This window comes from Xanthomonas sp. NCPPB 3005 (assembly GCF_041228095.2).
In the GTDB taxonomy this organism is placed as follows: Bacteria; Pseudomonadota; Gammaproteobacteria; order Xanthomonadales; family Xanthomonadaceae; genus Xanthomonas_A; species Xanthomonas_A bonasiae.
Genome location: NZ_CP166096.2, coordinates 2,823,688 through 2,847,067 on the forward strand (window position 1 = coordinate 2,823,688; position 23,380 = coordinate 2,847,067).

Annotated in this window: 24 protein-coding genes; 20 read left to right on the forward strand and 4 right to left on the reverse strand. The window is 68.1% G+C overall.

All coding sequences use genetic code 11. From position 1 onward, the window contains the following. Nucleotides 1–101: 101 nt before the first annotated feature. Nucleotides 102–2,201, forward strand: a complete 2,100-nt coding sequence (locus AB8810_RS12245; RefSeq protein WP_225209679.1) for a PAS domain S-box protein — start codon at nucleotides 102–104, stop codon at nucleotides 2,199–2,201. Nucleotides 2,202–2,206: 5 nt separating this feature from the next. Continuing rightward, nucleotides 2,207–3,931, forward strand: a complete 1,725-nt coding sequence (locus AB8810_RS12250; protein ID WP_179565595.1) for an EAL domain-containing protein — start codon at nucleotides 2,207–2,209, stop codon at nucleotides 3,929–3,931. A gap of 230 nt (nucleotides 3,932–4,161) precedes the next feature. Here the strand turns inward: AB8810_RS12250 and AB8810_RS12255 are convergent, their stop codons facing one another. From AB8810_RS12255 to flgA, 4 genes are all read right to left on the reverse strand, one after another. After that, complete coding sequence (locus AB8810_RS12255) at nucleotides 4,162–5,391, reverse strand: ATP-binding protein (protein ID WP_179564579.1); 1,230 nt, start codon at nucleotides 5,389–5,391, stop codon at nucleotides 4,162–4,164. A 104-nt stretch (nucleotides 5,392–5,495) separates the two neighbouring features. After that, nucleotides 5,496–5,840 (reverse strand): flagellar protein FlgN, encoded by a 345-nt coding sequence (locus AB8810_RS12260; protein ID WP_179564577.1) that lies wholly within the window; start codon nucleotides 5,838–5,840, stop codon nucleotides 5,496–5,498. Continuing rightward, complete coding sequence (gene flgM / locus AB8810_RS12265; protein ID WP_369916594.1) at nucleotides 5,837–6,154, reverse strand: flagellar biosynthesis anti-sigma factor FlgM; 318 nt, start codon at nucleotides 6,152–6,154, stop codon at nucleotides 5,837–5,839. Before flgM ends, AB8810_RS12260 begins: the two co-directional genes overlap by 4 nt. Before the next feature lie 65 nt (nucleotides 6,155–6,219). Further along, nucleotides 6,220–6,864 carry a flagellar basal body P-ring formation chaperone FlgA gene (flgA, locus tag AB8810_RS12270; protein ID WP_191824284.1) on the reverse strand — a complete coding sequence of 215 codons (645 nt, stop codon included), beginning with the start codon at nucleotides 6,862–6,864 and terminating at the stop codon, nucleotides 6,220–6,222. 115 nt (nucleotides 6,865–6,979) lie between these two features. Between flgA and AB8810_RS12275 the strand changes: the two genes are divergently transcribed. From AB8810_RS12275 to AB8810_RS12360, 18 genes are all read left to right on the forward strand, one after another. Continuing rightward, nucleotides 6,980–7,924, forward strand: coding sequence for a chemotaxis protein (locus AB8810_RS12275; RefSeq protein ID WP_179564572.1), 945 nt, complete (start codon nucleotides 6,980–6,982; stop codon nucleotides 7,922–7,924). Between the two features lie 150 nt (nucleotides 7,925–8,074). Continuing rightward, nucleotides 8,075–8,476, forward strand: coding sequence for a flagellar basal body rod protein FlgB (flgB, locus tag AB8810_RS12280; RefSeq protein WP_179564570.1), 402 nt, complete (start codon nucleotides 8,075–8,077; stop codon nucleotides 8,474–8,476). A gap of 2 nt (nucleotides 8,477–8,478) precedes the next feature. Then, nucleotides 8,479–8,886: a flagellar basal body rod protein FlgC gene (gene flgC / locus AB8810_RS12285; protein ID WP_145708233.1), complete on the forward strand. Its 408-nt coding sequence runs from the start codon at nucleotides 8,479–8,481 to the stop codon at nucleotides 8,884–8,886. A 36-nt stretch (nucleotides 8,887–8,922) separates the two neighbouring features. Next, nucleotides 8,923–9,594 carry a flagellar hook capping FlgD N-terminal domain-containing protein gene (locus AB8810_RS12290; protein ID WP_179564568.1) on the forward strand — a complete coding sequence of 224 codons (672 nt, stop codon included), beginning with the start codon at nucleotides 8,923–8,925 and terminating at the stop codon, nucleotides 9,592–9,594. 25 nt (nucleotides 9,595–9,619) lie between these two features. Continuing rightward, nucleotides 9,620–10,843 (forward strand): flagellar hook protein FlgE, encoded by a 1,224-nt coding sequence (gene flgE, locus AB8810_RS12295; protein ID WP_369916595.1) that lies wholly within the window; start codon nucleotides 9,620–9,622, stop codon nucleotides 10,841–10,843. Nucleotides 10,844–10,949: 106 nt separating this feature from the next. Continuing rightward, a complete protein-coding gene (locus AB8810_RS12300; RefSeq protein ID WP_179564564.1) occupies nucleotides 10,950–11,705 on the forward strand; it encodes a flagellar basal body rod protein FlgF in 756 nt (251 codons plus the stop codon). A 117-nt stretch (nucleotides 11,706–11,822) separates the two neighbouring features. Continuing rightward, nucleotides 11,823–12,608, forward strand: coding sequence for a flagellar basal-body rod protein FlgG (gene flgG, locus AB8810_RS12305; RefSeq protein WP_179564562.1), 786 nt, complete (start codon nucleotides 11,823–11,825; stop codon nucleotides 12,606–12,608). Nucleotides 12,609–12,634: 26 nt separating this feature from the next. Then, nucleotides 12,635–13,336, forward strand: a complete 702-nt coding sequence (gene flgH / locus AB8810_RS12310) for a flagellar basal body L-ring protein FlgH (RefSeq protein ID WP_179564560.1) — start codon at nucleotides 12,635–12,637, stop codon at nucleotides 13,334–13,336. 8 nt (nucleotides 13,337–13,344) lie between these two features. Continuing rightward, nucleotides 13,345–14,463, forward strand: coding sequence for a flagellar basal body P-ring protein FlgI (locus AB8810_RS12315; protein WP_179564558.1), 1,119 nt, complete (start codon nucleotides 13,345–13,347; stop codon nucleotides 14,461–14,463). 1 nt (nucleotide 14,464) lies between these two features. After that, a complete protein-coding gene (gene flgJ, locus AB8810_RS12320; RefSeq protein ID WP_191824236.1) occupies nucleotides 14,465–15,694 on the forward strand; it encodes a flagellar assembly peptidoglycan hydrolase FlgJ in 1,230 nt (409 codons plus the stop codon). An 11-nt stretch (nucleotides 15,695–15,705) separates the two neighbouring features. Next, a complete protein-coding gene (gene flgK / locus AB8810_RS12325; protein ID WP_191824237.1) occupies nucleotides 15,706–17,580 on the forward strand; it encodes a flagellar hook-associated protein FlgK in 1,875 nt (624 codons plus the stop codon). Then, the gene (gene flgL, locus AB8810_RS12330; protein WP_191824238.1) at nucleotides 17,577–18,782 is read left to right on the forward strand and encodes a flagellar hook-associated protein FlgL; all 1,206 of its coding nucleotides are present in this window, start codon (nucleotides 17,577–17,579) and stop codon (nucleotides 18,780–18,782) included. Before flgK ends, flgL begins: the two co-directional genes overlap by 4 nt. Before the next feature lie 41 nt (nucleotides 18,783–18,823). Beyond that, entirely contained in the window at nucleotides 18,824–19,048 is a 225-nt protein-coding gene (locus AB8810_RS12335; protein WP_191824239.1) for a hypothetical protein, read from the forward strand. Nucleotides 19,049–19,115: 67 nt separating this feature from the next. Then, complete coding sequence (locus AB8810_RS12340; protein WP_179564549.1) at nucleotides 19,116–20,300, forward strand: flagellin; 1,185 nt, start codon at nucleotides 19,116–19,118, stop codon at nucleotides 20,298–20,300. A 197-nt stretch (nucleotides 20,301–20,497) separates the two neighbouring features. Continuing rightward, nucleotides 20,498–21,829 (forward strand): flagellar filament capping protein FliD, encoded by a 1,332-nt coding sequence (gene fliD / locus AB8810_RS12345; protein ID WP_369916596.1) that lies wholly within the window; start codon nucleotides 20,498–20,500, stop codon nucleotides 21,827–21,829. Between the two features lie 169 nt (nucleotides 21,830–21,998). Further along, nucleotides 21,999–22,418 (forward strand): flagellar export chaperone FliS, encoded by a 420-nt coding sequence (gene fliS / locus AB8810_RS12350; RefSeq protein ID WP_179564545.1) that lies wholly within the window; start codon nucleotides 21,999–22,001, stop codon nucleotides 22,416–22,418. After that, nucleotides 22,415–22,717 carry a hypothetical protein gene (locus AB8810_RS12355; protein WP_206258088.1) on the forward strand — a complete coding sequence of 101 codons (303 nt, stop codon included), beginning with the start codon at nucleotides 22,415–22,417 and terminating at the stop codon, nucleotides 22,715–22,717. Before fliS ends, AB8810_RS12355 begins: the two co-directional genes overlap by 4 nt. Beyond that, entirely contained in the window at nucleotides 22,714–23,292 is a 579-nt protein-coding gene (locus AB8810_RS12360; RefSeq protein WP_179564541.1) for a PilZ domain-containing protein, read from the forward strand. Before AB8810_RS12355 ends, AB8810_RS12360 begins: the two co-directional genes overlap by 4 nt. The last annotated feature ends 88 nt before the right edge of the window (nucleotides 23,293–23,380 follow it).

Consider the following 23,380-nt stretch of genomic DNA (forward strand, 5'->3'; position numbering starts at 1 on the left):
TGAGCGCCCGGCCGGCCGCGGCGCCGGTCGCGCTGGGCCGCAATGGCCGCTTGCCGGTAAGATGGCGGCGGACGAATACCGCCGCATCGGGCTGTCGGGGCATGCAACCACAACGCGATCTCTCCCCGACCTCCCCGTCCTCGGGCATGCGTCTGGCGCAGCGGCTGGACCGGGGAATCTGGCGGACCGCGCTGCTGTACCTGCTGGTCGGCCTGATCTGGTCGCTGGGCAGCGACCTGCTGCTGGTTCGATTCGTGGACGACACGCAGACCCTGGCCATGCTGCAACTGGTCAACGACGCGGTGTTCCTGCTGTTGACCGCCATCGCCCTGTACTGCCTGCTGCGCCCGCTGGTGCGCGGGGCGGTGCAGGTGCACGCGCAGCTGGCGCTGTCCGAGGCCGGCTACCGGCAGATGTTCCAGGCCAATCCCAGCCCGATGCTGGTCTACGATCCGGAAACGCTGCGTGTGGTGGACGTCAATCCGGCGGCGATCGCCTTTTTCGGGTGGCCGCACGACACCTTCGTCGGGCTGGAGCTGGGCCGGCTGTGGCCGCCCGGCGCCGCCGAGCGCATGAGCGACGTGATCCAGGCGATCCGCGACGCCCCCTCCAAGGTCTGCGTGGTGGCCGAGCCGCTGTGCCTGCGCGACGGCAGCCAGCGCATGGTCGAGGCGCGCAGCACCGGCCTGGACTACCGCGGCCGCGGCGCGCGGCTGGTGGTGATCAGCGACCGCAGCGCCGAGCACGAGGCGCAGCAGCGCCGCGACCAGGCGCTGCTGCGGCTGGAGGAGGCGCAGGCGATCGCCCGCCTCGGTTCCTGGCAACTGGACCCGGCCAGCGGCCTGGGCCGCTACTCCGACCAGGTCTACCGGATGCTCGGCCGGCGCGCGCCGGAGTCGCCGCGCCAGCATCGCCTGGAGGAATTGCTGATCCCCGCCGACCTGGCGTCGCAGGCGCGCATCCAGCGCATGCTCGAGGACCTGTGCGGCACCGCACCGGTGCAACTGGACATGCTGCTGCCGGTGCTGGCCGCCGACGGCCAGGCGCGCATGCTGCACCTGCGCGCCGAATCGGCCAACGACGACGATGGCGCGGCCTGCGTGCGCGGCACCCTGCAGGACGTGACCGAGCACGAACGCTCGCGGCGCCTGCTGCACGAGCGCGAGGAACAGTTCCGCGAACTGGTGCGGGTGCTGCCCGACGGAGTGGCGATCCTGCACCAGGAACACGTGCTGTACGCCAACGCCGCCTGCGCCGGGCAGTTCGGCTACGAGGGCGAGAACCTGCTCGGCGAACCGTTGCAGGGCCTGGTCTACCCCAGCGATCTGCAGCAGGTGCGCGAGCAGATGCGCGATGCCGGCGACAAGGGCGAGCGCGGCGCCGCCGCGCGCATGCGCCGCCGCGACGGTTCGCTGTTCCACGCCGGGCTTTCGTTCGGCAAGGTGCGCTACAGCGGCCGCGACTGCAAGCTGCTGATCGTGCGCGATCTCAGCGAGCCCGAGCGCATGCGCGACGCGCTGGCGCTGAGCAACCGCGAGCTGCAGGCGATGGCGCGGCGGCTGTTCTCGCTGCAGGAGGACGAGCGCCGCGCGATCTCGCGCGACCTGCACGACGACATCGGCCAGGCGATCACCGCGATGAAGCTGTCCGCGCACGCGGCGCTGGACGAAACCGATGCCGAGCGCCGCCGCGAAGACCTCGACGAGATCGTGCAGCTGGCCGACAGCAGCATCACCAAGCTGCGCAACCTGTCCACCCTGCTGCGCCCGCCGCAACTGGACGCGCTCGGGCTGGAAGCGGCGCTGCGCTGGCAGGCCGGCATGCTGTTCCGCGCCTCGCCGGTGCGCCTGCAGCTGGAGATCGCCACCCTGCCCGCGCGGCCCAGCGGCGAGGTCGAGCAGGCCTGCTTCCGCATCGCCCAGGAAAGCCTGACCAATGTGCTGCGCCACGCCTGCGCCGGCGAAGTGCGCATGGCGCTGAGCGACGAGCAGCACCGGCAGCTGCGCCTGGAGGTGGTCGACGACGGCGACGGCTTCGATCCGGCCGGACCGCGCGGACTGGGCCTGATCGTGATGCGCGAGCGCGCGCAGAGCGCAGGCGGTACCCTGCAGATCGACACCGCGCCCGGTGCCGGCACGCGGGTGACGCTGTGCCTGCCCTACACGACGGCGGCGACGCCGACGCACCCACCTGGACCCTGAAGACGATGTGGAATCCCGCTGCCCCCGTGCCGCCAGACGACGAACTTCCGTCGCGCCTGGGCGCAGGCCACCCGGCGCTGACCGGCATGATCGCCGAGGCGCTGGCCGGCGGGCCGGGGGTGATGCTGCTGCACATCGACATCGACCACTTCGCCTCGATCAACGAGAACATGAGCGCGGAAGTCGGCGACCACGCGCTGGCGCTGCTGGCGCATCGGCTGCAGGCGCACCTGCGCGGGCGCGGCCTGCTGTGGCGCCACGGCAGCGACGAACTGGTCATGGCGGTGCCGCGCACCGCCGACGTGCCGCCGCCGGAGGCCTTCGCCGAAGAGGTGCGGCAGCAGATCGAACTGCCGCTGTCGGTACTGCCGTACACCTTGTTCATGACCGGCAAGATCGGCGTGAGCCTGTGCCCGGAACACTCCACGCGGCTGTCCACGCTGCTCGACTACGCCGAGGACGCGGTCTACCAGGCCGCGCGCGAAGGCGGCAACATGGTGCGCCTGTACGCGGCCGACGGCCCGCCCAGCGCGCACAGCGAGAGCATCATCTCGCGGCAGATCGTCGATGCGATCCCCAACGGCGAGCTGCGCCTGCGCTACCAGCCGATGGTCAGCGCCCGCGACGGCCGCGTGGTCGGCATGGAATCGCTGCTGCGCTGGCAATCGCCGACGCTGGGCATCCTGGTGCCGGAACGGTTCATGCGCACCGCCGAGCGGCTGGGCGTGATCGTGCAGATCGGCACCTGGGTGATGGAGGGCGCGCTGCGCCAGGCGCGGCTGTGGCGGGACCAGGGTTTCGACGACTTCACCATCGCGGTCAACGTCTCCACCCTGCAGCTGCTGCGCCCGACCTTCTTCAACGAAGTGATGTCGGCGCTGCAGGCGGCCGGCGTGCCGCCGCAGATGATGGTGCTGGAGATCAACGAAAGCGCGCTGACCAACAACGTCAACTTCGTCCACGAGACCCTGGCCAACCTGTGCCGCGAAGGCATCAGCCTGAGCCTGGACAACTTCGGCACCGGCGATTCCAGCCTCAGCGCGCTGGTGCGCTATCCGGTGGACAAGCTGAAGATCGACCGCAGCTTCATCAAGAGCGCGCCGGCCGGCAACCGCGAGGCGGCGATCGCCCGCGCCATCATCGCCATGGGCCACCAGCTGGGCATGGTGGTGATCGCCAACGGCGTCGAATCGCAGGCGCAGCTGGGCTTCCTGCGCCGCAACGACTGCGACATCTTCCAGGGCTACCTGTTCGGCGAGCCAATGTCGGCCGAAGCCGCGGGCATGGCGTTGCGCCGGCGTTACCTGCGCCCGGAATCGTTCACCGAGACCCGCCCGGACCGCACCCTGCTGCTGCTCGATGACGAGGAGAACGTGCTGCGCTCGCTGGTGCGCCTGTTCCGCCGCGACGGCTACCGGATCCTGGCCGCCGGCAACGTGCGCGACGCCTTCGACCTGCTCGCCACCAACGACGTGCAGGTGATCCTGTCCGACCAGCGCATGTCCGACATGAGCGGCACCGAGTTCCTGGGCCGGGTGAAGATGCTCTACCCCGACACCATCCGCCTGGTGCTGTCCGGCTACACCGACCTGGCCACCGTCACCGACGCGATCAACCGCGGCGCGATCTACCGCTTCCTGACCAAGCCCTGGAACGACGACGAACTGCGCGAACACATCCGCCAGGCGTTCCGCACGCACGACGAACAGCGGCGGGATGCGGGGCCCTGAGGGGCCGGGAATGGGGAGTGGGGAATCGGGAATGGGAAAAGCCGCGTCGCTGGCTTTTCATTGTTGCGAGCAGGGAATGGGGAACGGGGAATCGGGAATGGAAAAAAGCCGCATCGCGGCTTTTTATTGACGCAGCATCAGATCGTCAACGCGGTGTCGGATGCGCAGGAAGCGAACAGCGACAGGGCGTCCGCTTTTCCCATTCCCGATTCCCCACTCCCCATTCCCGGCTACTTCGGCTGCCTCACCGGAATCACGATCCGGAAGCTGGAGCCCTCGCCGACGGTGCTGGTCACGTCGATGCGGCCGTGGTGCTTGTTGATGATGCCGTAGGAGATCGACAGGCCCAGGCCGGTGCCGCTGCCGACCGGCTTGGTGGTGAAGAACGGGTCGAAGATGCGCTGCAGCAGGTCCGCCGGGATGCCGGCGCCGGAGTCCTTGAACTCGATCCAGACCTCCTCGCCGTCCTGGCCGGTGCTGACCACGATGGTGCCGCGCTCGCCGATCGCCTGGCCGGCGTTGAGCAGCAGGTTCATGTACACCTGGTTGAGCTCGGACGGCAGGCACTCGACCAGCGGCAGGTTGCCGTAGTGGCGGTCCAGGGTGACCTTGTACTTGAGCTCGTTCCAGATGATGTTGATCGTGGACTCGAGTCCGGAATGCAGGTCCACCAGCTTCCACGATTCCTCGCGGCCGGAGTACGAGAAATCCTTGAGGTCGCGCACGATGCGCGTCACCCGCTCGATGCCTTCGCGCGACTCGGCCATCAGCTGCGGCAGGTCGCGGCTGATGAAGTCGATGTCGAAGCGGTTGCGGATGTCGTCGATTTCCGGGATCAGCGCCTTGGGATCGGGCGCGCGCAAGGCGCGCTCGTAGGCTTCGATCAGGGTGAACAGGCTGCGCAGGTATTCCTGCAGGCTGCCCAGGTTGGAATGCACGTAGCCGATCGGGTTGTTGATCTCGTGCGCGACGCCGGCGGCGAGCTGGCCGATCGAGGCCATCTTCTCCGACTGCAGCAGTTTTTCCTGCGCGCCGTTGAGGCGCAGATAGGCCTGGCGCAACTCGGCGTGGCGCTGCTGCAGTTCCTGTTCGTAGTCCTGCTGGCCTTCGATGCCCTGGATCAGCACCAGAAAGTGGCCATCGTCGCCGTCGGCATGGAAATACAGATGCGCCAGCACCACGTGTTCTTCGGTGGGCAGGCTGCCGCTCCAGCGGCCATGGCTGCGCGCCTGCGACAGCGCATCGCTGGGCAGCCACTGCGCCAGGCGCTCGCCCAGGGCGCAGTCGTCGAAGACTTCGGCATTGCACAGGTGGCCGCGCGCGGCACTGTTGGCCAGCAGCAGGCGGCCATCGGCGCGGAACAGCACCAGGCCTTCGTCGATCAGCTCGCTCAGCGCGAGCAAGCTCTTGCGCGAAGGCAACGGCACCGTGTCGGTGTAATCGGGATCGGCGAAATTCACGAAAGGCAACGGGTAACGAGCGGACGCTCAATATACGCCGATGCCATCGCCAGGTGCGTGGATGCCGGCACATGGCCGGCATGCGGTGACGCGCCTGGCGTTTCTCAGGCGATCGCCAGCGGGCGGCTCATCCGCAAGGTGCTGGACTGGCCGTTGGCATCGTAGGACGAGGCGCTCTCGCTGCGCCCCAGATGCCGCAGCGCCCAGTTGACCTCGCGCCGCCGCCGCGACAGCAACGCGCCGTTGGCGCGGTTGGCGTCGGCCAGCTGGCGCAGCAGCGACTCGGCCTCGGCACCGGCCGGCACGTTGGCCTCCAGCGCCCGCAGCGCGGCCAGCTTGTCGCCGGTCGCCTGCATCAGGCCTTCCACGTTGTGATCCAACAACGCCTGCCGTTCGCCGGCGAGTGCGTCGCTGAGCTGCTGCAAGGGGTTGGTCACGGTCGTGTTCATGCGCTGAGCTGCTGGTCCATCTGCAGCATGCGGCTGGCGATCGCATCCGGATTGATCTTGTAGCTGCCGCTCTGCAGCGCGCTGCGCACCGACTCGACGCGGTTGCTGTCCACCGCCGGCGCCGCCGCCAGCTCGCGCTGCAGGCTTTGCAGCCCGGACGCTTCGCCGGTCAGGCGCAGACTGTCGGTCGCGGCCGTGGCGCCCACCGCATTCGTCTTGCCGTCCTCGGACGCGCCGGAGGCGGCCTTGGTGTTGACGGTCGACGTGCGAAGGGTGGCCTGGGTCGGCGAGTTCCCTTCAATTTTCTGGCTCATGACGAAATCCTGCTACGGGTTCGGTGTAGGTAACGGCCCTACACCGACGAACTTTAGGCCAGATCTCAACGCGTCACAAAAACGTCGCCATTTTGTGACACGGTTCCCTGAACGACGCGGCGAGACGACAGGTTTTCGACGGTCACCCGCTCGTTCTCGCCGCCGTCGCTGAGCGCGCGCCCCGCCATGCGCACTTCCAGCGCCCCGTTGCGCGCCACCAGCGCCACATTGTCGCCGCGCCGCACCAGCCGCTGCGCGACCAGATCGCTGGCCGACAGCAAGGTGCCGGCCGGCAGGGTACGCCGCACCACCCTGCCGATCGCCGCGGCCGGATCGGTCATTGCCGCACCGACGATCCGCGCCGCGTCGCGCCTCTCGACGACCATATCGGCGGCACCGACGGTTTCTCCAGCGGCCAGGCCGCGGCCCAGCACCAGCACGTTCTGCAGGCGCCGCACCTTGACCGGCACGAACAGGCGCCAGCCGGCCTCGCGCGGACAACTCACTTCCACTGTCGTGGTCCCGGTCGGCTGCGCCTGCAGCGACACCGGGCACAGCGGCACGCGCACCGACGGGTCCAGCGTCGCCTCGGCTTCGGCATCGGCGCCAAGGGTGGACAGCGCCGCGGCGCGGATCGAGTCCACCGATTGGAATTCCGCGGCCCAGGCCGGCATCGCCGCCAGCAGGACCACTAACAGGATCAGGCGCATGGCCGTCTCTCTAATGAAGGTGTCGCCAGTCCCATGCAAAGCCCGTGCCGCAATTCGCGCCCCTCGCCGACAGCCCGGCCTCAAGTTCCGCCGCGAAGGCGCCGATATGAACCCCATGTCTCATGACCTGCTCAACCGAATCGACCAGCGCACCCGCTTGGCGGGCCACAATCGGCTTGCCCTGCTGCTGTTCCGGCTGGGCGGCCGTCAGCTTTTTGGCGTGAACGTCTTCAAGGTGCAGGAAGTGCTGCGCCGGCCGGAGCTGTTCCAGGTGCCGGGGCTGCCACTGCAATTCTCCGGGGTCGCCGATGTGCGCGGCCGTTCGGTGCCGGTGCTCGACCTGGGCCTGGCGATCGGCCATCCGGAACGCGAGACGCAGGCCGACAAGGCGCCCGGCTACCTGGTGGTCACCGAGTTCAACCGCTCGGTGCAGGGCTTCCTGGTCAGCGGCGTGGAGCGCATCGTCAACATCGCGGTGGAGGACATCCATCCGCCGCCGGAACTGGGCGCCGAATCCAGCTACCTGACCGCGGTGACCCGCTTCCAGGGCGAGCTGATCCAGGTCATCGACGTGGAAAGCGTGCTGGCCGACATTGCCCAGAACCGCACCGAGGCGCTGATCGACCCGTCGCTGGCGCTCACCGGCTCGCAGCTGCAGGTGCTGGTGGTGGACGACTCGCGCGTGGCGCGGCAACAGATCCGCAGCGTGCTCGACCAGCTCGGGGTCGGCGCCACCCTGCTGTCCGACGGCCGCCAGGCCCTGGACCACCTCCTGCAGATCCACGCCGGCGGCGAGAATCCGGCCGACCGCTACGCCATGGTGATCTCCGACATCGAGATGCCGGCGATGGACGGCTATACGCTGACGACGGAAATCCGGCGCCACCCCGGCCTGGCCGGCCTGTACGTGCTGCTGCACACCTCGCTGTCGGGGGTGTTCAACAACGCCATGGTCGAGCGCGTCGGCGCCAACGCCTTCGTCGCCAAGTACAGCCCGCACGAACTGGCCGATTACGTGCTGGCGCGGCTGCGGGTGGTCGCCGAGGCCCAGGCCGCCTAGCGTTTCGCGGCCCCGGCGCGACGCCGGGCGCCCAGCAGCACGCCTTCCGCCGCAATGGCGAAGGCCGTTCCCCCGCGCCGCACGGCGCGCGCACCCCGGTTCTGGCACAGACTTTGCCTGTACTCCTGCAACGAACCGCGGGAGCGCGCCATGCCCAATCTGATTTCATCCTACCTAGGTGTCCACGGCGACGCCCTGCCGCTGCGCGAGCAACGGATGAAGCTGATCGCCAGCAACCTCAGCAATGTCGACACGCCCGGCTACAAGGCGCAGGACCTGGATTTCGACGCGGCGATGCGCGCCGCGCAGGGCCAGCGCGACGGCAGCCAGATGCAGGTCACCGACAGCCGCCACATCGCGGTCGGCGGCAGCACCGGGCTGAATCCGTTCCAGGTCACCCGCGAGGCCAACCAGCCCAGCCTCGACGGCAATACCGTCGATGCGGACACCGAACGTGCCGCCTACGGCCGCGCCGCGCTGGAATACCGCGCCTCGCTGAGCTTCGTCGAATCCAAGGTGCGCAGCATGCTCACCGCGATCACAGGCCAATAAGCATGAGCAATCTGCCGATTTTCGACGTCGCCGGCTCCGCGCTGCAAGCGCAGTCGGTGCGCCTGAGCACCATCGCCAGCAACCTGGCCAACGCCGATTCGGTGGCCGGGTCGGCCGAAGCGGCCTACAAGCCGATCGAGCCGATCTTCCAGGCGGTGCGCAACCCGCACGACAGCAGCCTGACCGCGGTCAACGTCAAGGAAATCACCCAGAGCAAGGATCCGCCGATCAAGCGCTACGAGCCCGGCCATCCGCTCGCCGACGCCGACGGCTACATCTACTCGCCGGACGTGGACCCGGTGTCGCAGATGGTCAACCTGATCTCCGCCTCGCGCAATTACCAGGCAGGCGTGGAAGTCCTCAACACCGCCAAGGAACTGGCGTTGGCCACCTTGTCCATGGGCCGCTGAGCCCTCCCCTCCCGCCTAACGGCCTAGGACGTACTGATGAGCACCGTTTCCAGCGACATCTATTCCAGCCTCGGATTGACCGCCTCCAGCACCACCAGCACGTCCAACAAGTCCTCGTCGCTGGACCAGGCCGACTTCCTGAAGCTGATGACCGAGCAATTGCAGCACCAGGATCCGCTCAAGCCGATGGACAACAGCCAGATGGTCTCGCAGATGGCGCAGCTGTCCACCGTGCAGGGCATCGGCGACCTCAACAAGACCGTGACCGCGCTATCCGATTCGATGAGCACAGACCAGATCCTGCGCGGCGCGCAGCTGGTCGGGCACAAGGTGCTGGTGCCGTCGGCGACGATGCCGCTGGGCAGCGACGGCGGCACCACCGGCGTGATCGCCGCGCCCAGCGCGGGCATCGTCAACCTCACCGTCACCGATGCCAACGGCAACGCGGTCAAGCAGATCAGCGTCACCGCCAGCAAGGCCGGCGAAGTCAATTTCAGTTGGGACGGCACCAACACCGCCGGCGAGCGCATGCCGGCCGGCGCCTACGGCGTCACCGCCACGCATACCGACAGCAAGGGCACCAACACCGCGCTGTCCACCTACGTCCAGGCCCCGGTCGAGAGCGCCACCATCGGCTCGGACGGCATCTACCTCGACCTGACCGGGCTGGGCACCGCCCCGCTCGCCAACGTGCTCCGCGTCAGCTGAGCCGGCCAATCCACAGGAGTCCATCATGGGTTTCAATACTTCGCTGTCCGGTATCAAAGCGGCCAACTCCGACCTCAACGTCACCGCCAACAACATCGCCAACGTCAACACCACCGGCTTCAAGGAGTCGCGCGCCGAGTTCGCCGACCTGTTCTCCGCCACCGGCTACGGCCTGGCGCGCAACGCGATCGGCGCCGGCGTGCGGGTCAGCAACGTCGCCCAGCAGTTCTCGCAGGGCAACGTCGACCCGACCGGACGCAACCTGGACCTGGCGATCTCCGGCGACGGCTTCTTCACCCTGACCAACAACGGCGCCAAGGTCTATTCGCGCGCCGGCAACTTCCAGACCGACGAAAACGGCTACGTGGTCAACCCGCAGGGCGCCAGGCTGCAGGTGTTCCCGCCGGCGGCCAACGGCAACGGCTTCGCGGTCGGCACGCTGAGCGACCTGCAGCTGCTGACCACCGACAGTTCGCCCAAGAAGAGCGAAACGGTGAACCTGATGTTCACCCTGCCCGGCAACGCCAGCGTGCCGACGGTGACCACCTTCGATCCGGCCGACGCCAACAGCTACAACCATTCCACCGGCGGCATCACCGTCTACGATTCGCTGGGCGTCAGCCACACCCAGACCTCGTATTTCGTCAAGACCGCCAACGCCAACGAATGGCAGGTGCACAACTATGTCGACGGCACCGCGGTCGGCACGCCGAGCACGATCCAGTTCGACGGCAACGGCAAGCTCACCACGCCCGCCGACGGCAGGATCGCGCTGAGCACCTTCACCCCCAGCACCGGCGCCGGCACCCTCAACCTGACCCTGGACATCAGCGGCTCGACCCAGTACGGCGAGGCGTTCGCCTTGCGCGACGCGCGCCAGGACGGCTACGCCAGCGGCAAGCTCAACTCGATCAGCATCGACGCCAGCGGCGTGGTCTACGCGCGCTACTCCAACAACGCCGACAAGGCGCTGGGCCAGGTGGCGATGACCAACTTCGTCAATCCACAGGGACTGAGCTCGCTCGGCGACAACGTATGGGCGGAGAGCTCGGCCTCGGGCAACGCGCGCACCGGTGCGCCGGGCACCTCGGACTTCGGCAGCGTCCAGTCCGGCGCGCTCGAAGCCTCCACCGTCGACCTCACCGAACAGCTGGTCAACATGATCGTCGCGCAACGCAACTTCCAGGCCAACTCGCAGATGATCTCGACCCAGGATCAGGTCACGCAGACCATCATCAATATCCGTTGATGACCGCCGGGAATCGGGAACGGGGAATCGGGAATCGTAAACGCGGTTCCCGTCGCCGAACTTCCGCTTTCCTCCATTCCCGATTCTCCATTCCCGGTTCCCGTCCATGGACAAAGCACTCTACGTCGCCATGACCGGCGCCCGCGCTTCGCTACAGGCGCAGGGCACGGTGTCGCACAATCTGGCCAACGTCGATACCGCCGGCTTCAAGGCGGCGTTGGCCAATACCGAGGCGTACCGCATCAAGGGCGCCGGCTATCCGTCGCGGATCGATGCGCTGCACATCGACCAGGGCTTCAATCGCGATGTCGGCGCGCAGCAGGTGACCGGCAATGCGCTGGACGTCTCGCTCAGCGCCGACAACTGGCTGGCGGTCCAGGCCAGCGACGGCAAGGAGGCGTACACGCGCGGCGGCGAACTGGCGTTGACCCCGAACGGCCAGCTGGTCACCTCCAGCGGCCGCGCGGTGCTCGACGACCAGGGCAATCCGATGGCGATCCCGCCGCACCAGTCGCTGGAGATCGGCGGCGACGGCTCGGTGTCGATCGTGCCGCTGGGCGAAGGCCCGCAGGCGATGACCGTGGTCGGCAAGATGAAGGTGGTGCAGGCGCCGGCCGAACGCCTGGAACGCCGCCCCGACGGGCTGATGCGCAACATCAGCGACGATCCGACCCAGGCCTTCGCCCTGGCCACCGGCACCGCCGTGCACACCGGTGCGCTGGAAGGCAGCAACGTCGATGCCGCCGGCGCGCTGGTGCAGATGATCCAGCTGCAGCGCCAGTTCGAGATGCAGGTGAAGGTGATCAAGCACGGCGACGAGAACGCGCAGTCGGCCAACACCATGCTGCGCCTGAACGGCTAAGCCCGCCGCGGGCGCCGCGCCGCCGCCGACGAAAAGCCGGCGCATTTGTGGCACGGCACATGCATCAGTCCCCCTGCCCCTCGCGGATCTCGGGGCCACCATCAGAGGAATCGGGTCATGAATCAGGCTTTGTGGGTCGCCAAGACCGGACTGGATGCGCAGCAGACGCGCATGTCGGTCGTGTCCAACAACCTGGCCAACACCAACACCACCGGCTTCAAGCGCGATCGCGCCAGCTTCGAGGACCTGCTGTACCAACAGGTGCGTCAACCTGGTGGCGCGACCTCGGCGCAGACGCAGTTGCCCTCGGGCCTGCAGCTGGGCACCGGCGTGCGCGTGGTGTCCACCTCGAAGGATTTCGAGCAGGGCAATCCGCAGCAGACCGGGCGCGCGCTGGACGTGATGGTCAACGGCCGCGGCTTCTTCGAAGTGCAGATGCCCGACGGCACCTCGGCCTACACCCGCGACGGCAGCTTCCAGATCAACTCGCAGGGCGAGCTGGTCACCAACAGCGGCTACGCGATCCAGCCCGGCATCCAGGTCCCGGAAGGCGCGCAGTCGCTGACCATCGGCACCGACGGCACGGTCAGCGTGCAGGTCGCCGGCACCGCCGCGGCGCTGGAGATCGGTTCGTTGACGCTGAGCGACTTCATCAACCCCTCGGGCCTGCAGGCCAAGGGCGAGAACCTGTACGCGGAAACCGCCGCCTCCGGTCCGGCGCAGAACGGCACGCCAGGCCTCAACGGCCTGGGCACCACCGTGCAGGCCTCGCTGGAAGGCAGCAACGTCAACGTGGTCGAGGAGCTGGTCAGCATGATCGAGACCCAGCGCGCCTACGAGATGAACGCCAAGGCGATCTCCACCACCGATTCGATGCTCGGCTATCTGAACAACAACGTCTGATCCCGACACTTCTTCTGGAAACCGCCATGTCGCGTCCGTCCTCCTTCTCTCTCATCGCTGCGCTGGTCCTGCCCGCGCTGCTCGGCGGCTGCGCCGGGCTGGGCATCGCCGCCGGCGACGTGCGCCCGTATGCGCCGATGGCGCCGATCGTGCCGGTGGTGGCGCAGCCCGCGCAGCCCAGCGCCGGCGCGATCTACGCCGCCGGCCCGAGCCTGTCGCTGTATTCGGACCGGCGCGCGCGCGACGTCGGCGACCTGCTGACCATCACCCTGGTCGAAAGCACCAACGCCAGCTCCACCGCCAACACCAGCATCACCAAGAAGGACGCGGTGACGATGGCCACGCCGACCCTGCTCGGCGCGCCGCTGACGGTCAACGGCATCAACGTGCTCGAAAACAGCACCAGCGGCGACCGCAGCTTCGCCGGCAAGGGCAACACCGCACAGAGCAACACCATGCAGGGCAGCATCACCGTGACCGTGGTGCAGCGCCTGCCCAACGGCAACCTGGTGATCCAGGGGCAGAAGAACCTGCGCCTGAACCAGGGCGACGAACTGGTGCAGGTGCAAGGCATCGTCCGCGCCGCCGACATCGGTGCGGACAACACCATTCCGTCCAGCAAGGTCGCCGACGCGCGCATCGCCTACGGCGGCCGCGGCGCCGTCGCCCAATCCAACGCGATGGGCTGGCTGAGCCGCTTCTTCAACTCGCGCATCTCGCCGTACTGAGGCCTGCCATGAACCTTCTGTCCCTGTCCTGCCGCCTGCTCGCCGCGTTCGCGCTGTGCGCCGGCCTGGCCGCCCCGGCCGCCGCCGAACGCATCAAGGACCTGGCCCAGGTCGGCGGCGTGCGCGGCAACGCGCTGGTCGGCTACGGCCTGGTGGTCGGCCTGGACGGCAGCGGCGACCGCACCAGCCAGGCGCCCTTTACCGTGCAGAGCCTGAAGAACATGCTCGGCGAGTTGGGCGTCAACGTTCCGTCGAACGTCAATCCGCAGCTGAAGAACGTGGCCGCGGTGGCGATCCACGCCGAACTGCCGCCGTTCGCCAAGCCCGGCCAGCCGATCGACATCACCGTGTCCTCGATCGGCAACGCGGTGTCGCTGCGCGGCGGCTCGCTGCTGATGGCGCCGCTGAAGGGCGCCGACGGCCAGGTCTACGCGATCGCCCAGGGCAGCCTGATCGTCGGCGGCTTCGGCGCGCAGGGCAAGGACGGCTCGCGGATCTCGGTGAACGTGCCCAGCGTCGGCCGCATTCCCAACGGCGCCACGGTGGAGCGCGCGTTGCCGGACGTGTTCGGCAGCAGCGGCGAGATCACCCTGAACCTGCACCAGAACGATTTCACCACGGTGTCGCGGATGGTCGCGGCGCTGGAGAACACCTTCGGCCCCGGCAGTGCCCACGCGGTCGACGGCGGCACCGTCGCGGTGCGCTCGCCCACCGACCCGAGCGCGCGCATCGGCCTGCTGGCGCGGATCGAGAACGTGGAACTGTCGCCGGGCGCGGCGCCGGCCAAGGTGGTGGTCAACGCCCGCACCGGCACCGTGGTCATCGGCGCGCAGGTGCGGGTCAGCCCGGCGGCGATCTCGCACGGCTCGCTGACCGTCACCATCAGCGAAGGCACCCAGGTCAGCCAGCCCAACGCGCTGAGCAACGGCCAGACCGTGGCCACGCCGAAATCGACCATCACCGCCACCAACGAAGGCAGCCGCATGTTCAAGTTCGAGGGCGGCACCTCGCTGGACCAGATCGTGCGCGCGGTCAACGAAGTCGGCGCCGCGCCGGGCGACCTGATCGCGATCCTGGAAGCACTGAAGCAGGCCGGCGCGCTGAGCGCGGAGCTGGAGGTGATCTGACATGCGCATCTCGGCCTCTCCCATCGAACTGAACGCGACCACCCAGAACGATCCTGCCCGGATCGACAAGGTGTCGCGCCAGTTGGAAGGACAGTTCGCGAACCTGCTCGTCAAGAGCATGCGCGACGCCAGCTTCGGCGATTCCCTGTTCCCGGGCGAGAACCAGACCTTCCGCGACATGTACGACCAGCAGATGGCCAAGGCGCTGACCGAGGGCAAGGGGCTGGGCCTGGCGGCGATGATCGCCAAGCAACTGGGCGGCGGCAAAAGCGCCGACGCGCCGGCCACCAACACGTCGATCGGTGCCGCGCAGGCGGCCAAGGCGTATTCGCTGGTGTCCGGCCAGGGCGGCGGCAGCGCCGGCAACAGCGCCGGCGCCGGTGCCTCCGCGCTTGCCGATACCGGCGCAGTCGCCGGTGCCGGTGCCGCTGCCTGGGGCGGCCTGGACGCCGCCGACGCGCCGCAGCAGCAGGTCGCGCGCGTGCTCGACCTGATCGCCGGCCGCGAGACCAGCGCCATGCACGAAGCGATCGGCAGCAATCCCGCCGACGGCAGCGCCAGCCTGGCCTGGACCGGGGCGGACGACCGCTGGTCGGATCTGGCGACGACGGCGGCCGACGACAGCATCGGCATCGATGCCAGCGCTACCGCCGCCGCCAAGGCCGCCGCGGCCAGCCTCGGCGAGCGCACCCCGGAAGGCTTCGTCGCGCAGATCTGGACCCATGCGCAGAAGGCGGCCAAGGAACTGGGTGTGGATGCGCGGGCGCTGGTCGCGCAGGCCGCGCTGGAGACCGGCTGGGGACGCCGCGGCATTTCCCGCGGCGACGGCGCCAGTTCCAACAACCTGTTCGGAATCAAGGCCACCGGCTGGAGCGGCGAGCGCGTCACCACCGGCACCCACGAATACGTCGGTGGGGTCAAGCAATCGCAGACCGCCGATTTCCGCGCATACGCCTCGCCGGCCGAGAGCTTCGCCGACTACGTGCGCCTGCTGAAGACCAATCCGCGCTACCAGCAGGCGCTCAATGCCGGCACCGACATCCGCGGCTTCGCCCAGGGCCTGCAGCGTGCCGGCTATGCCACCGATCCGTCCTACGCCGCCAAGATCGCCGCGATCGCCGGCGGCCCGACCATCGGCCGCGCCGTCGCCGCGATCGGCAACGCCGCCGCCAGCGGCATCGAACGCGCGTTCGCCAGCACCTCCGATCCGTCCAACAGCGTCCTGCGCTGAGGTAGCCGTCCATGTCCGTCCTGTCCACCGGCACCAGCGCCCTCATCGCCTTCCAGCGCGCCCTGGCGACCGTGAGCCACAACGTCGCCAACATCAACACCGACGGCTACAGCCGGCAGCGCGTGTCGTTCGCGACCACCACGCCGACCCAGTACGGCTCGGACTACATCGGCAACGGCACCAAGATCACCGACATCTCCCGCGTCGCCGACCAGCTGGCGACCTCGCGGCTGCTGGACAGCAGCGGCGAACTGGCGCGGCTGAAACAGCTGTCGAGCCTGTCCGACCGCGTCGACGGGCTGTTCTCCGACAAGGCCACCAACATTTCCGGGCAGTGGTCGAACTTCTTCGACGCCACCACCGGGCTGTCCTCCAACGCCTCGGCCACCGCCAGCCGGCAGAACGTGCTGGACAACGCCAACTCGCTGGTGACCCGCTTCAAGCAGCTCAACGGGCAGATGGATTCGCTCGGCAACGAGGTCAACAACGGCCTGCTCTCGGCCACCACGGAAGCCAACCGCCTGGCCACCGAGATCGCCAAGATCAACGGCCAGATCGGCGGCGACGCCAGCTCGGCCGCGCCGGACCTGCTCGACCGGCGCGATGCGCTGATCACCCAGCTGGTCGGCTACACCGGCGGCAGCGCGGTGCAGCAGGACGGCGGTGCGATCAACGTCTATACCTCCGGCGGCCAGGCGCTGGTGGTCGGCACCACCGCCTCCACCCTGACCACGGTCACCGATCCCTACCAGCCCGGGCGCCTGCAGGTCGCGCTGAAGGCGCAAGGCACCACCATCACCCTGAGCGACAGCTCGCTGGGCGGGCAGATCGGCGGCCTGCTCGAGTTCCGCAGCAGCGTGCTGGATCCGACCAAGGCCGAGCTGGGGCGCATCGCCACCGGCCTGGCGGTCACCTACAACCAGCAGCACAAGGCCGGCGTGGACCTGTACGGCAACCTGGGCAGCGACTTCTTCTCGCTGTCCGCGCCCAGCGTCAACGCCAACGCCGCCAACACCGGCACTGCCAGCTTCAGCGCCAGCGTCAGCGACCTGAGCAAGCTCGACGGGCAGAACCTGCTGCTGAAGTTCGACGGCAGCACCTGGACCGCCAGCCGCGCCGACACCGGCGCCAGCGTGGCCATGACCGGCACCGGCAGCAGCGCCGATCCGTTCGTGGTCAACGGGGTGACCCTGCAGGTGTCCGGCAGCGCCGCCGCCGGCGACAAGTTCCTGCTGCAACCCACCGCCAACGCGGTCACCGGCCTGGCGGTGGCGATCACCGATCCGTCGCGCATCGCCGCGGCCACGCCGGTCACCGGCAGCGCCGACCTGGACAACCTGGGCACCGGCAAGGTCAGCAACGTGCGCGCCACCGACGCCAGCAACGCCAATCTGCTGACGCCCTCCAGCATCGCCTTCATCGACGCCAACCAGTACACCATCGACGGCGCCGGTCCGTTCGCCTACACCGCCGGGCAGACCATCAGCGCCAACGGCTGGAGCATGACCCTGGACGGCGCGCCGGTCGCCGGCGACACCTTCGCGGTCAAACCCACCGGCGCCGGCTCCAGCAACAACGGCAACGCGCTGACCCTGTCCAACCTGGACGACAGCAAGGCGTTCAACGGCGGCACCATCACCCTCAATGGCGCGGTGTCCGGACTCACCACCACGATCGGCTCGGCGGCGCGGCAGGCGACCTACGCGGCCGACGCGCAGGAAGTGATCCACACCAGCGCGCAGGACGCGCGCGACTCGGTTTCCGGCGTCAACCTGGACGAGGAAGCCTCGGACATGTTGCGCCTGCAGCAGGCCTACCAGGCCGCCTCGCAGTTGATCTCCACCGCCGACACGATGTTCCAGTCCATTCTGGGTGCGATCCGATGAGCAACCGTATCTCCACCGGCATGATGTTCAGCCAGTCGGTCAACAACATGCTGGGCAAGCAGGCCAAGATCTCGCATCTGGAACAGCAGCTGGCGACCGGCCAGCGCCTGGTCACCGCCGCCGACGATCCGGTCGCCTCCGGCACCGCGGTCAACCTGGACCGCGCGGTGGCCGAACTGGAGCGTTTCGGCCAGAACGCCAACAACGTGCAGAACCGCCTGGGCCTGCAGGAGAACGCGCTGTCGCAGGCCGGCGACCTGATGGCCCGGGTCAACGAATTGACCGTGGAAGCGAACAGTTCGGCGTTGACCACCGACAACCGCAAGGCGATCGCCTCCGAACTCAAATCGCTGCACGATAGCCTGCTCAGCCTGTCCAACAGCACCGACGGCAGCGGCCGCTACCTGTTCGCCGGCGCCGCCGACGACAAGGCGCCGTTCGCGGTGGTCAACGGCAGCGTGGTCTACAGCGGCGACCAGACCCAGCGCAGCGTGGAGGTGGCGGCCGACACCCAGGTCGCCGACGCCCTGCCCGGCAGCGAGATCTTCATGCGCATCCGCACCGGCGACGGCACCGTCGATGCGCACGCGGCCAGCACCAACACCGGCACCGGCCTGCTGCTGGACTACAGCCGCGACTCCGGCGCCGGCGGCTGGAACGGCGGCAGCTACAGCGTCGCCTTCACCGCCACCGACACCTATGAAGTACGCGACAGTACCGGCACCGTGGTCACCACCGGCACCTACGCCGCCGGCGAGACGCTCAGCTTCGGTGGCCTGAAGATGCGCCTGGACGGCGCGCCGGCGGTCGGCGACAGCTTCCAGATCGGCGCCTCCACCACCAAGGACGTGTTCTCCACCATCACCAATCTGGTCAATGCGCTGAACACCGACCCGATCACCGCCACCGACAAGGCCGCATTGCAGAACACCCTGCAGTCGTCGATGCGCGACATCAGCCAGGCCTCGGCGAAGATGATCGATGCGCGCGCCGCCGGCGGCGCGCAGCTGGCCGCGCTCGACAGCGCCGCCGAGTTGCGCGAATCCAACGAAGTGACGCTGAAGACCACTCTGTCCTCGCTGCGCGACCTGGACTACGCCGATGCGATCGGCCAGTACCAGCTGGAACAGGCCGCGCTCAAATCGGCGCAGACCATCTTCACCCAGATGCAATCGATGTCGCTGTTCAACATGATCCGCTGAATCCCGATTCCACTCCATACGCGAAGGCCCGGAGCGCAGCGATGCCGCCGGGCCTTTGCCGTTATACCGAGTTCGTCATCGCTGCCGATCCCGCCAAATTTCGTGCCAAGGCCGCTAAAGTTTGCCAAACCGCGGCCGAAACAAGCTCTTCGCCGCGCGTGCCACAGGCTCCCGGTTCGCCACATCGCGATAATTTCCGCAGCGAATCGCTAAAGGTTGTTGACATCGCGCCGTTATTTATCTCAGCAGCGGCAACGGCCAATTGATGGCCCCCCTGCGGAGGCTCCAGGCACCGATGGGTTGCCGGATAAATCGCTTAGAGGAGATATCAAAATGGCACAGGTAATCAACACCAACGTAATGTCGCTGAACGCTCAGCGTAATCTCAACAGCACCAGCGCGAGCATGGCGACGACGATTCAGCGTCTGTCTTCGGGCCTGCGCATCAACAGCGCCAAGGACGACGCCGCCGGTCTGGCGATCTCCGAGCGCTTCACCACCCAGATCCGCGGCCTGGACGTCGCCTCGCGCAACGCCAACGACGGCATCTCGCTGGCGCAGACCGCAGAAGGTTCGATGGTTGAAATCGGCAACAACCTGCAGCGTATCCGCGAGCTGTCGGTGCAGTCGGCCAACGCCACCAACTCCGCCACCGACCGCGAGGCGCTGAACTCGGAAGTCAAGCAGCTGACCTCGGAAATCGACCGCGTCGCCAACCAGACCAGCTTCAACGGCACCAAGCTGCTGGACGGCTCGTTCTCCGGCGCGCTGTTCCAGGTCGGCGCCGATGCCGGCCAGACCATCGGCATCAACAGCATCGTCGACGCCAACGTCGATTCGCTGGGCAAGGCCGGCTTCGCCGCCACCCAGACCGGTTCGGCCGCCCTGGCCTCCGGCACCGCGACCGCCAGCGGCAGCTTCTCCGGCATGTCGGTCAACGGCACCACCATCGCCTCGGTCGCCGTCGCCGTCGGCGACACCGGCAGCGATATCTCCAAGAAGATCGCCGCTGCGATCAACGACAAGCTGGACCAGACCGGCGTGTATGCCTCGGTCGACAGCACCACCGGCGCGCTGAAGCTGGAATCGCTGAAGGCCGGCAAGGACTTCTCGTTCACCGCGGGCTCGGCCACCGGCGCCACCGGCGTCACCTTCAGCAACGCAGGCATCGCCGCGTCGGCCACCGCCGTCGCCGGTACCACCAACACCCTGAAGGACCTGGACATCTCCACCTTCTCCGGTGCGCAGAAGGCCCTGGAAATCGTCGACAAGGCGCTGACCGCGGTCAACTCCTCGCGCGCCGACATGGGTGCGGTGCAGAACCGCTTCACCTCCACCATCGCCAACCTGAGCTCCACCTCGGAGAACCTGTCGGCCTCGCGTAGCCGCATCCGCGACACCGACTACGCCAAGGAAACCGCCGAACTGACCCGCACGCAGATCCTGCAGCAGGCCGGTACCGCGATGCTGGCGCAGGCCAAGTCGGTCCCGCAGAACGTGCTGAGCCTGCTGCAGTAACAGCCCGCTCGACACCAGTGTCATCCGAAGCCCCTCCGCAAGGAGGGGCTTTTTTGCGTCTGGCCGGGCGCAGGCACAGGATTTGCATCGCCTCCGGGGCATTGCCGACGCGCGCGCGACCTCAAGAACCGCCGTGCGCCGCCGATACCCCTATCTACCGCTGGCCTCCGCGCCCGCTACCGTAAGGAAGCCCATCCATGGCTACTTCATCGCTCTCTGCCGTCGGCTCCGGTATGGACGTCGCCGCAGTCGTCAAAACCTTGGTCGCCGCCCAGCGCGCTCCGCAGGAAAACCGGATCAACGCCGACGGCACCGCGTCCAGCGCCCAACTTTCGGCGCTGAGCACGATCAAGGGTGCGCTGTCCAACCTGCAGACGGCGATGAACGCGATCGCCAAGAGCGCCGACAAGAGCGCGGTCAAGGCCACCGTCGCCGACGGCGCCGGCTATACCGCCAGCGTCACCGAGAGCGCCACCGCCGGCAACTACAGCGTGGAAGTGGTGAAGCTGGCCGAACGGCAGAAGCTGACCTCGGCCGCCTACGCCGACGACGCGGTGGTCGGCGACGGCACCTTGACCATCGGCTATGGCGACAAGACGCTGAACGTCACCGTGGCCGAAAACAGCAAGCTCAGCGACGTCGCCGCCGCGATCAACAAGGCGGCCGGTGGCAGCGGCGTGACCGCCAGCGTGGTCAGCGCCGACGACGGCGACCACCTGGTGCTCAACGCGGTCGATTCCGGCACCAAGGGCGCGCTGACCATCACCAGCGCCGGCGGCAACGGCGGACTCGCCGCGCTGACCTACGGCAGCGGCAGCAGCGGCGGCCTGACCCAGACCGTGGCCGCGGCCGATGCGGTGGTGCGCGTGGACGGCTTCGAACGCACCTCCAGCAGCAATGCGATCGCCGACCTCGTGCCCGGCGTCACCCTGAACCTGACCAAGGCCGCGGAAGGCACCAAGTACAGCCTGACCATCGCCAACGACAGCAGCAGCCTGAAGGCGAACCTCACCGCGTTCGTGACCGCCTACAACACCGCCAACACCTTGCTGAAGTCCTCCAGCGCCTACGACGCCACCAACAACAAGGCCTCGGCGCTGACTGGCGACTCGATGGTGCGCGGGTTGCAGCAATCGCTGCGCAAGCAGGTCAGCGACAACGTCGTCGATCTCAAGGCGATGGGCGTGACCATCGACAAGGCCGGGGTGATGAGCTTCGACAGCGCCAAGTTCGACAGCGCCATCGCCAGCGACCCGGCCTCGGCCAAGGCGATGTTCGGTACCGACGGCAGCTTCACCGCGGGCGTGACCACGCTGCTGAACAGCAACCTCGACGTCACCAACGGCACCATCACCCAGCGCACCGCCTCGCTCAACAAGCACATCAGCGACCTGACCGACCAGCTCAGCGACCTGGACAAGCGGATGGACACGCTGACCACCAACTACACCGCCAGGTTCACCGCGATGGACACCATCGTCGCGAAGATGCAGACGATCAGCCAAAGCCTCTCCCAGTTCACCTCGTAGCGGCAACGGCATCGGAATGAAAGACGCTGCCAGCGCTCAAGTCCGAGCGGGCAGCTGCCGATATCTTTAGCATCGACAGTCATTCCGGACTGGCAGCACGTACCGCCGCCGCGGCGCCTTCGCCGTCCGGCGCGGCAGCGCGGCACCAGGCCACCCGAGGGAGTTTTCCATGCACGGTTCCAGTCGCCAATACGCCGAGCAATATCGCAAGATGAGCGTGTCCACCAGCATCACCGATGCCGATCCGCACAAGCTGGTGGCGCTGCTGTTCGCCGGCGCGTGCCAGCGCATCCGCCAGGCCCAGGCCTGCCTGGCGCAGGGCGACCAGGCGCGCAAGGGCAAGGCGATCGGCGAAGCCTGCGCCATCGTCGGCCACCTCAACGGCTCGCTGGACCACGAGGCCGGCGGCGAGATCGCCAACAACCTCTCGGCGCTGTACGACTACGTGATGCACCGGCTCACCGAAGCCAACCTGCACAACGACGACAGCGCGCTGGTCGAGTCGCTGGAACTGCTCAGCGAGATCGATGCGGCGTGGAACGCCATTCCCGTCCAGCAACGCGAACTCGCCGCGGTCGCCACCCTATGATCACCGTCAGCATCGAATCGCTGCACGCCGAACTGCAGCAACTGCAGCAGGTGCTGCACGGCGACGACCACGCGCTGGCCGAGCGCATGGTCGCCGAGCACGACCAGCACCTGCGCGAATACCTGCAGCAGGCCGGCAGCGACGTCTCGCGCGAGGGCATCGGCTCGCTGCTGAAACTGCAGCAAGCGGTGATCGCGCAGATGCTGCAGGCGCGCGACGAGGCCGGCGACTGGCTGCGCGCCAACCGCTTGTCCAACAATGCCGCGCGCGCCTATTCGCAGGCCGGATCGCTGAGATGAACAGCGCGTCCGACGGCGTCGTGCACCACCCTGCCGAAACGGAGCTGTTCCACGACACTCTCAGCTGCGAACTGGCATTGCCGGCCGACTTCAAGCTCGGCAACGGCATCGGCCGCTTCGGCGCCGGCGAAGCCCTGCTGCGCGGCCTGGCCCAGGTCGAGGACCTGCGCAGCGAGGACGGCGGCGAGGAGCGCAGCGACCAGCCGCTGCAACTGCAGCGCATGGACGCCAAGCTCGACCTGATGCTGGTGCTGCTCGGCCGCCTGGCCCGGCAGCACGAGGAAGGCCTGCCGCTGCGTCCCGTGCGCTGGTCGCGCCGAGGCCTGAGACTGGAATTGGGATCGCGCTCGGGCGCGCTGCCGGGCGCGGCCGGCCTGTTGCGCCTGCAGCCCTCGGACTGGCTGCCCGACCACCTCGAACTGCCGGTCCAGGTGCTGGCCGAGGCCACCGCTGGCGGCGGTTTCTATCTCTGGCTACGATTCGAGACACAGCCACCCGGCCTGGAAGAAGCCCTGGAACGGCACCTGTTCCGCCTGCACCGGCGGCAGATCGCCGACAGCCGGCGCGCGCGCTGAATCGCCGCTGGCCGCCCCGCCGCGGCGCCGCGAGGTTGGCGGCGACGGCGCGCTCGGCTAAGGTGCGGTACTAGAGTAGAGAGATCTT

Excerpts from the sequence above, each read along its gene's own strand:
- AB8810_RS12245 (WP_225209679.1), top strand. The coding sequence starts at position 102 with ATGCAACCACAACGCGATCTCTCCCCGACCTCCCCGTCCTCGGGCATG.
- AB8810_RS12250 (WP_179565595.1), top strand. The coding sequence starts at position 2,207 with ATGTGGAATCCCGCTGCCCCCGTGCCGCCAGACGACGAACTTCCGTCG.
- AB8810_RS12260 (WP_179564577.1), bottom strand. The coding sequence starts at position 5,840 with ATGAACACGACCGTGACCAACCCCTTGCAGCAGCTCAGCGACGCACTC.
- flgM (WP_369916594.1), bottom strand. The coding sequence starts at position 6,154 with ATGAGCCAGAAAATTGAAGGGAACTCGCCGACCCAGGCCACCCTTCGC.
- flgA (WP_191824284.1), bottom strand. The coding sequence starts at position 6,864 with ATGCGCCTGATCCTGTTAGTGGTCCTGCTGGCGGCGATGCCGGCCTGG.
- AB8810_RS12275 (WP_179564572.1), top strand. The coding sequence starts at position 6,980 with ATGTCTCATGACCTGCTCAACCGAATCGACCAGCGCACCCGCTTGGCG.
- flgB (WP_179564570.1), top strand. The coding sequence starts at position 8,075 with ATGCCCAATCTGATTTCATCCTACCTAGGTGTCCACGGCGACGCCCTG.
- flgC (WP_145708233.1), top strand. The coding sequence starts at position 8,479 with ATGAGCAATCTGCCGATTTTCGACGTCGCCGGCTCCGCGCTGCAAGCG.
- AB8810_RS12290 (WP_179564568.1), top strand. The coding sequence starts at position 8,923 with ATGAGCACCGTTTCCAGCGACATCTATTCCAGCCTCGGATTGACCGCC.
- flgE (WP_369916595.1), top strand. The coding sequence starts at position 9,620 with ATGGGTTTCAATACTTCGCTGTCCGGTATCAAAGCGGCCAACTCCGAC.
- AB8810_RS12300 (WP_179564564.1), top strand. The coding sequence starts at position 10,950 with ATGGACAAAGCACTCTACGTCGCCATGACCGGCGCCCGCGCTTCGCTA.
- flgG (WP_179564562.1), top strand. The coding sequence starts at position 11,823 with ATGAATCAGGCTTTGTGGGTCGCCAAGACCGGACTGGATGCGCAGCAG.
- flgH (WP_179564560.1), top strand. The coding sequence starts at position 12,635 with ATGTCGCGTCCGTCCTCCTTCTCTCTCATCGCTGCGCTGGTCCTGCCC.
- AB8810_RS12315 (WP_179564558.1), top strand. The coding sequence starts at position 13,345 with ATGAACCTTCTGTCCCTGTCCTGCCGCCTGCTCGCCGCGTTCGCGCTG.
- flgJ (WP_191824236.1), top strand. The coding sequence starts at position 14,465 with ATGCGCATCTCGGCCTCTCCCATCGAACTGAACGCGACCACCCAGAAC.
- flgK (WP_191824237.1), top strand. The coding sequence starts at position 15,706 with ATGTCCGTCCTGTCCACCGGCACCAGCGCCCTCATCGCCTTCCAGCGC.
- flgL (WP_191824238.1), top strand. The coding sequence starts at position 17,577 with ATGAGCAACCGTATCTCCACCGGCATGATGTTCAGCCAGTCGGTCAAC.
- AB8810_RS12335 (WP_191824239.1), top strand. The coding sequence starts at position 18,824 with ATGCCGCCGGGCCTTTGCCGTTATACCGAGTTCGTCATCGCTGCCGAT.
- AB8810_RS12340 (WP_179564549.1), top strand. The coding sequence starts at position 19,116 with ATGGCACAGGTAATCAACACCAACGTAATGTCGCTGAACGCTCAGCGT.
- fliD (WP_369916596.1), top strand. The coding sequence starts at position 20,498 with ATGGCTACTTCATCGCTCTCTGCCGTCGGCTCCGGTATGGACGTCGCC.
- fliS (WP_179564545.1), top strand. The coding sequence starts at position 21,999 with ATGCACGGTTCCAGTCGCCAATACGCCGAGCAATATCGCAAGATGAGC.
- AB8810_RS12355 (WP_206258088.1), top strand. The coding sequence starts at position 22,415 with ATGATCACCGTCAGCATCGAATCGCTGCACGCCGAACTGCAGCAACTG.
- AB8810_RS12360 (WP_179564541.1), top strand. The coding sequence starts at position 22,714 with ATGAACAGCGCGTCCGACGGCGTCGTGCACCACCCTGCCGAAACGGAG.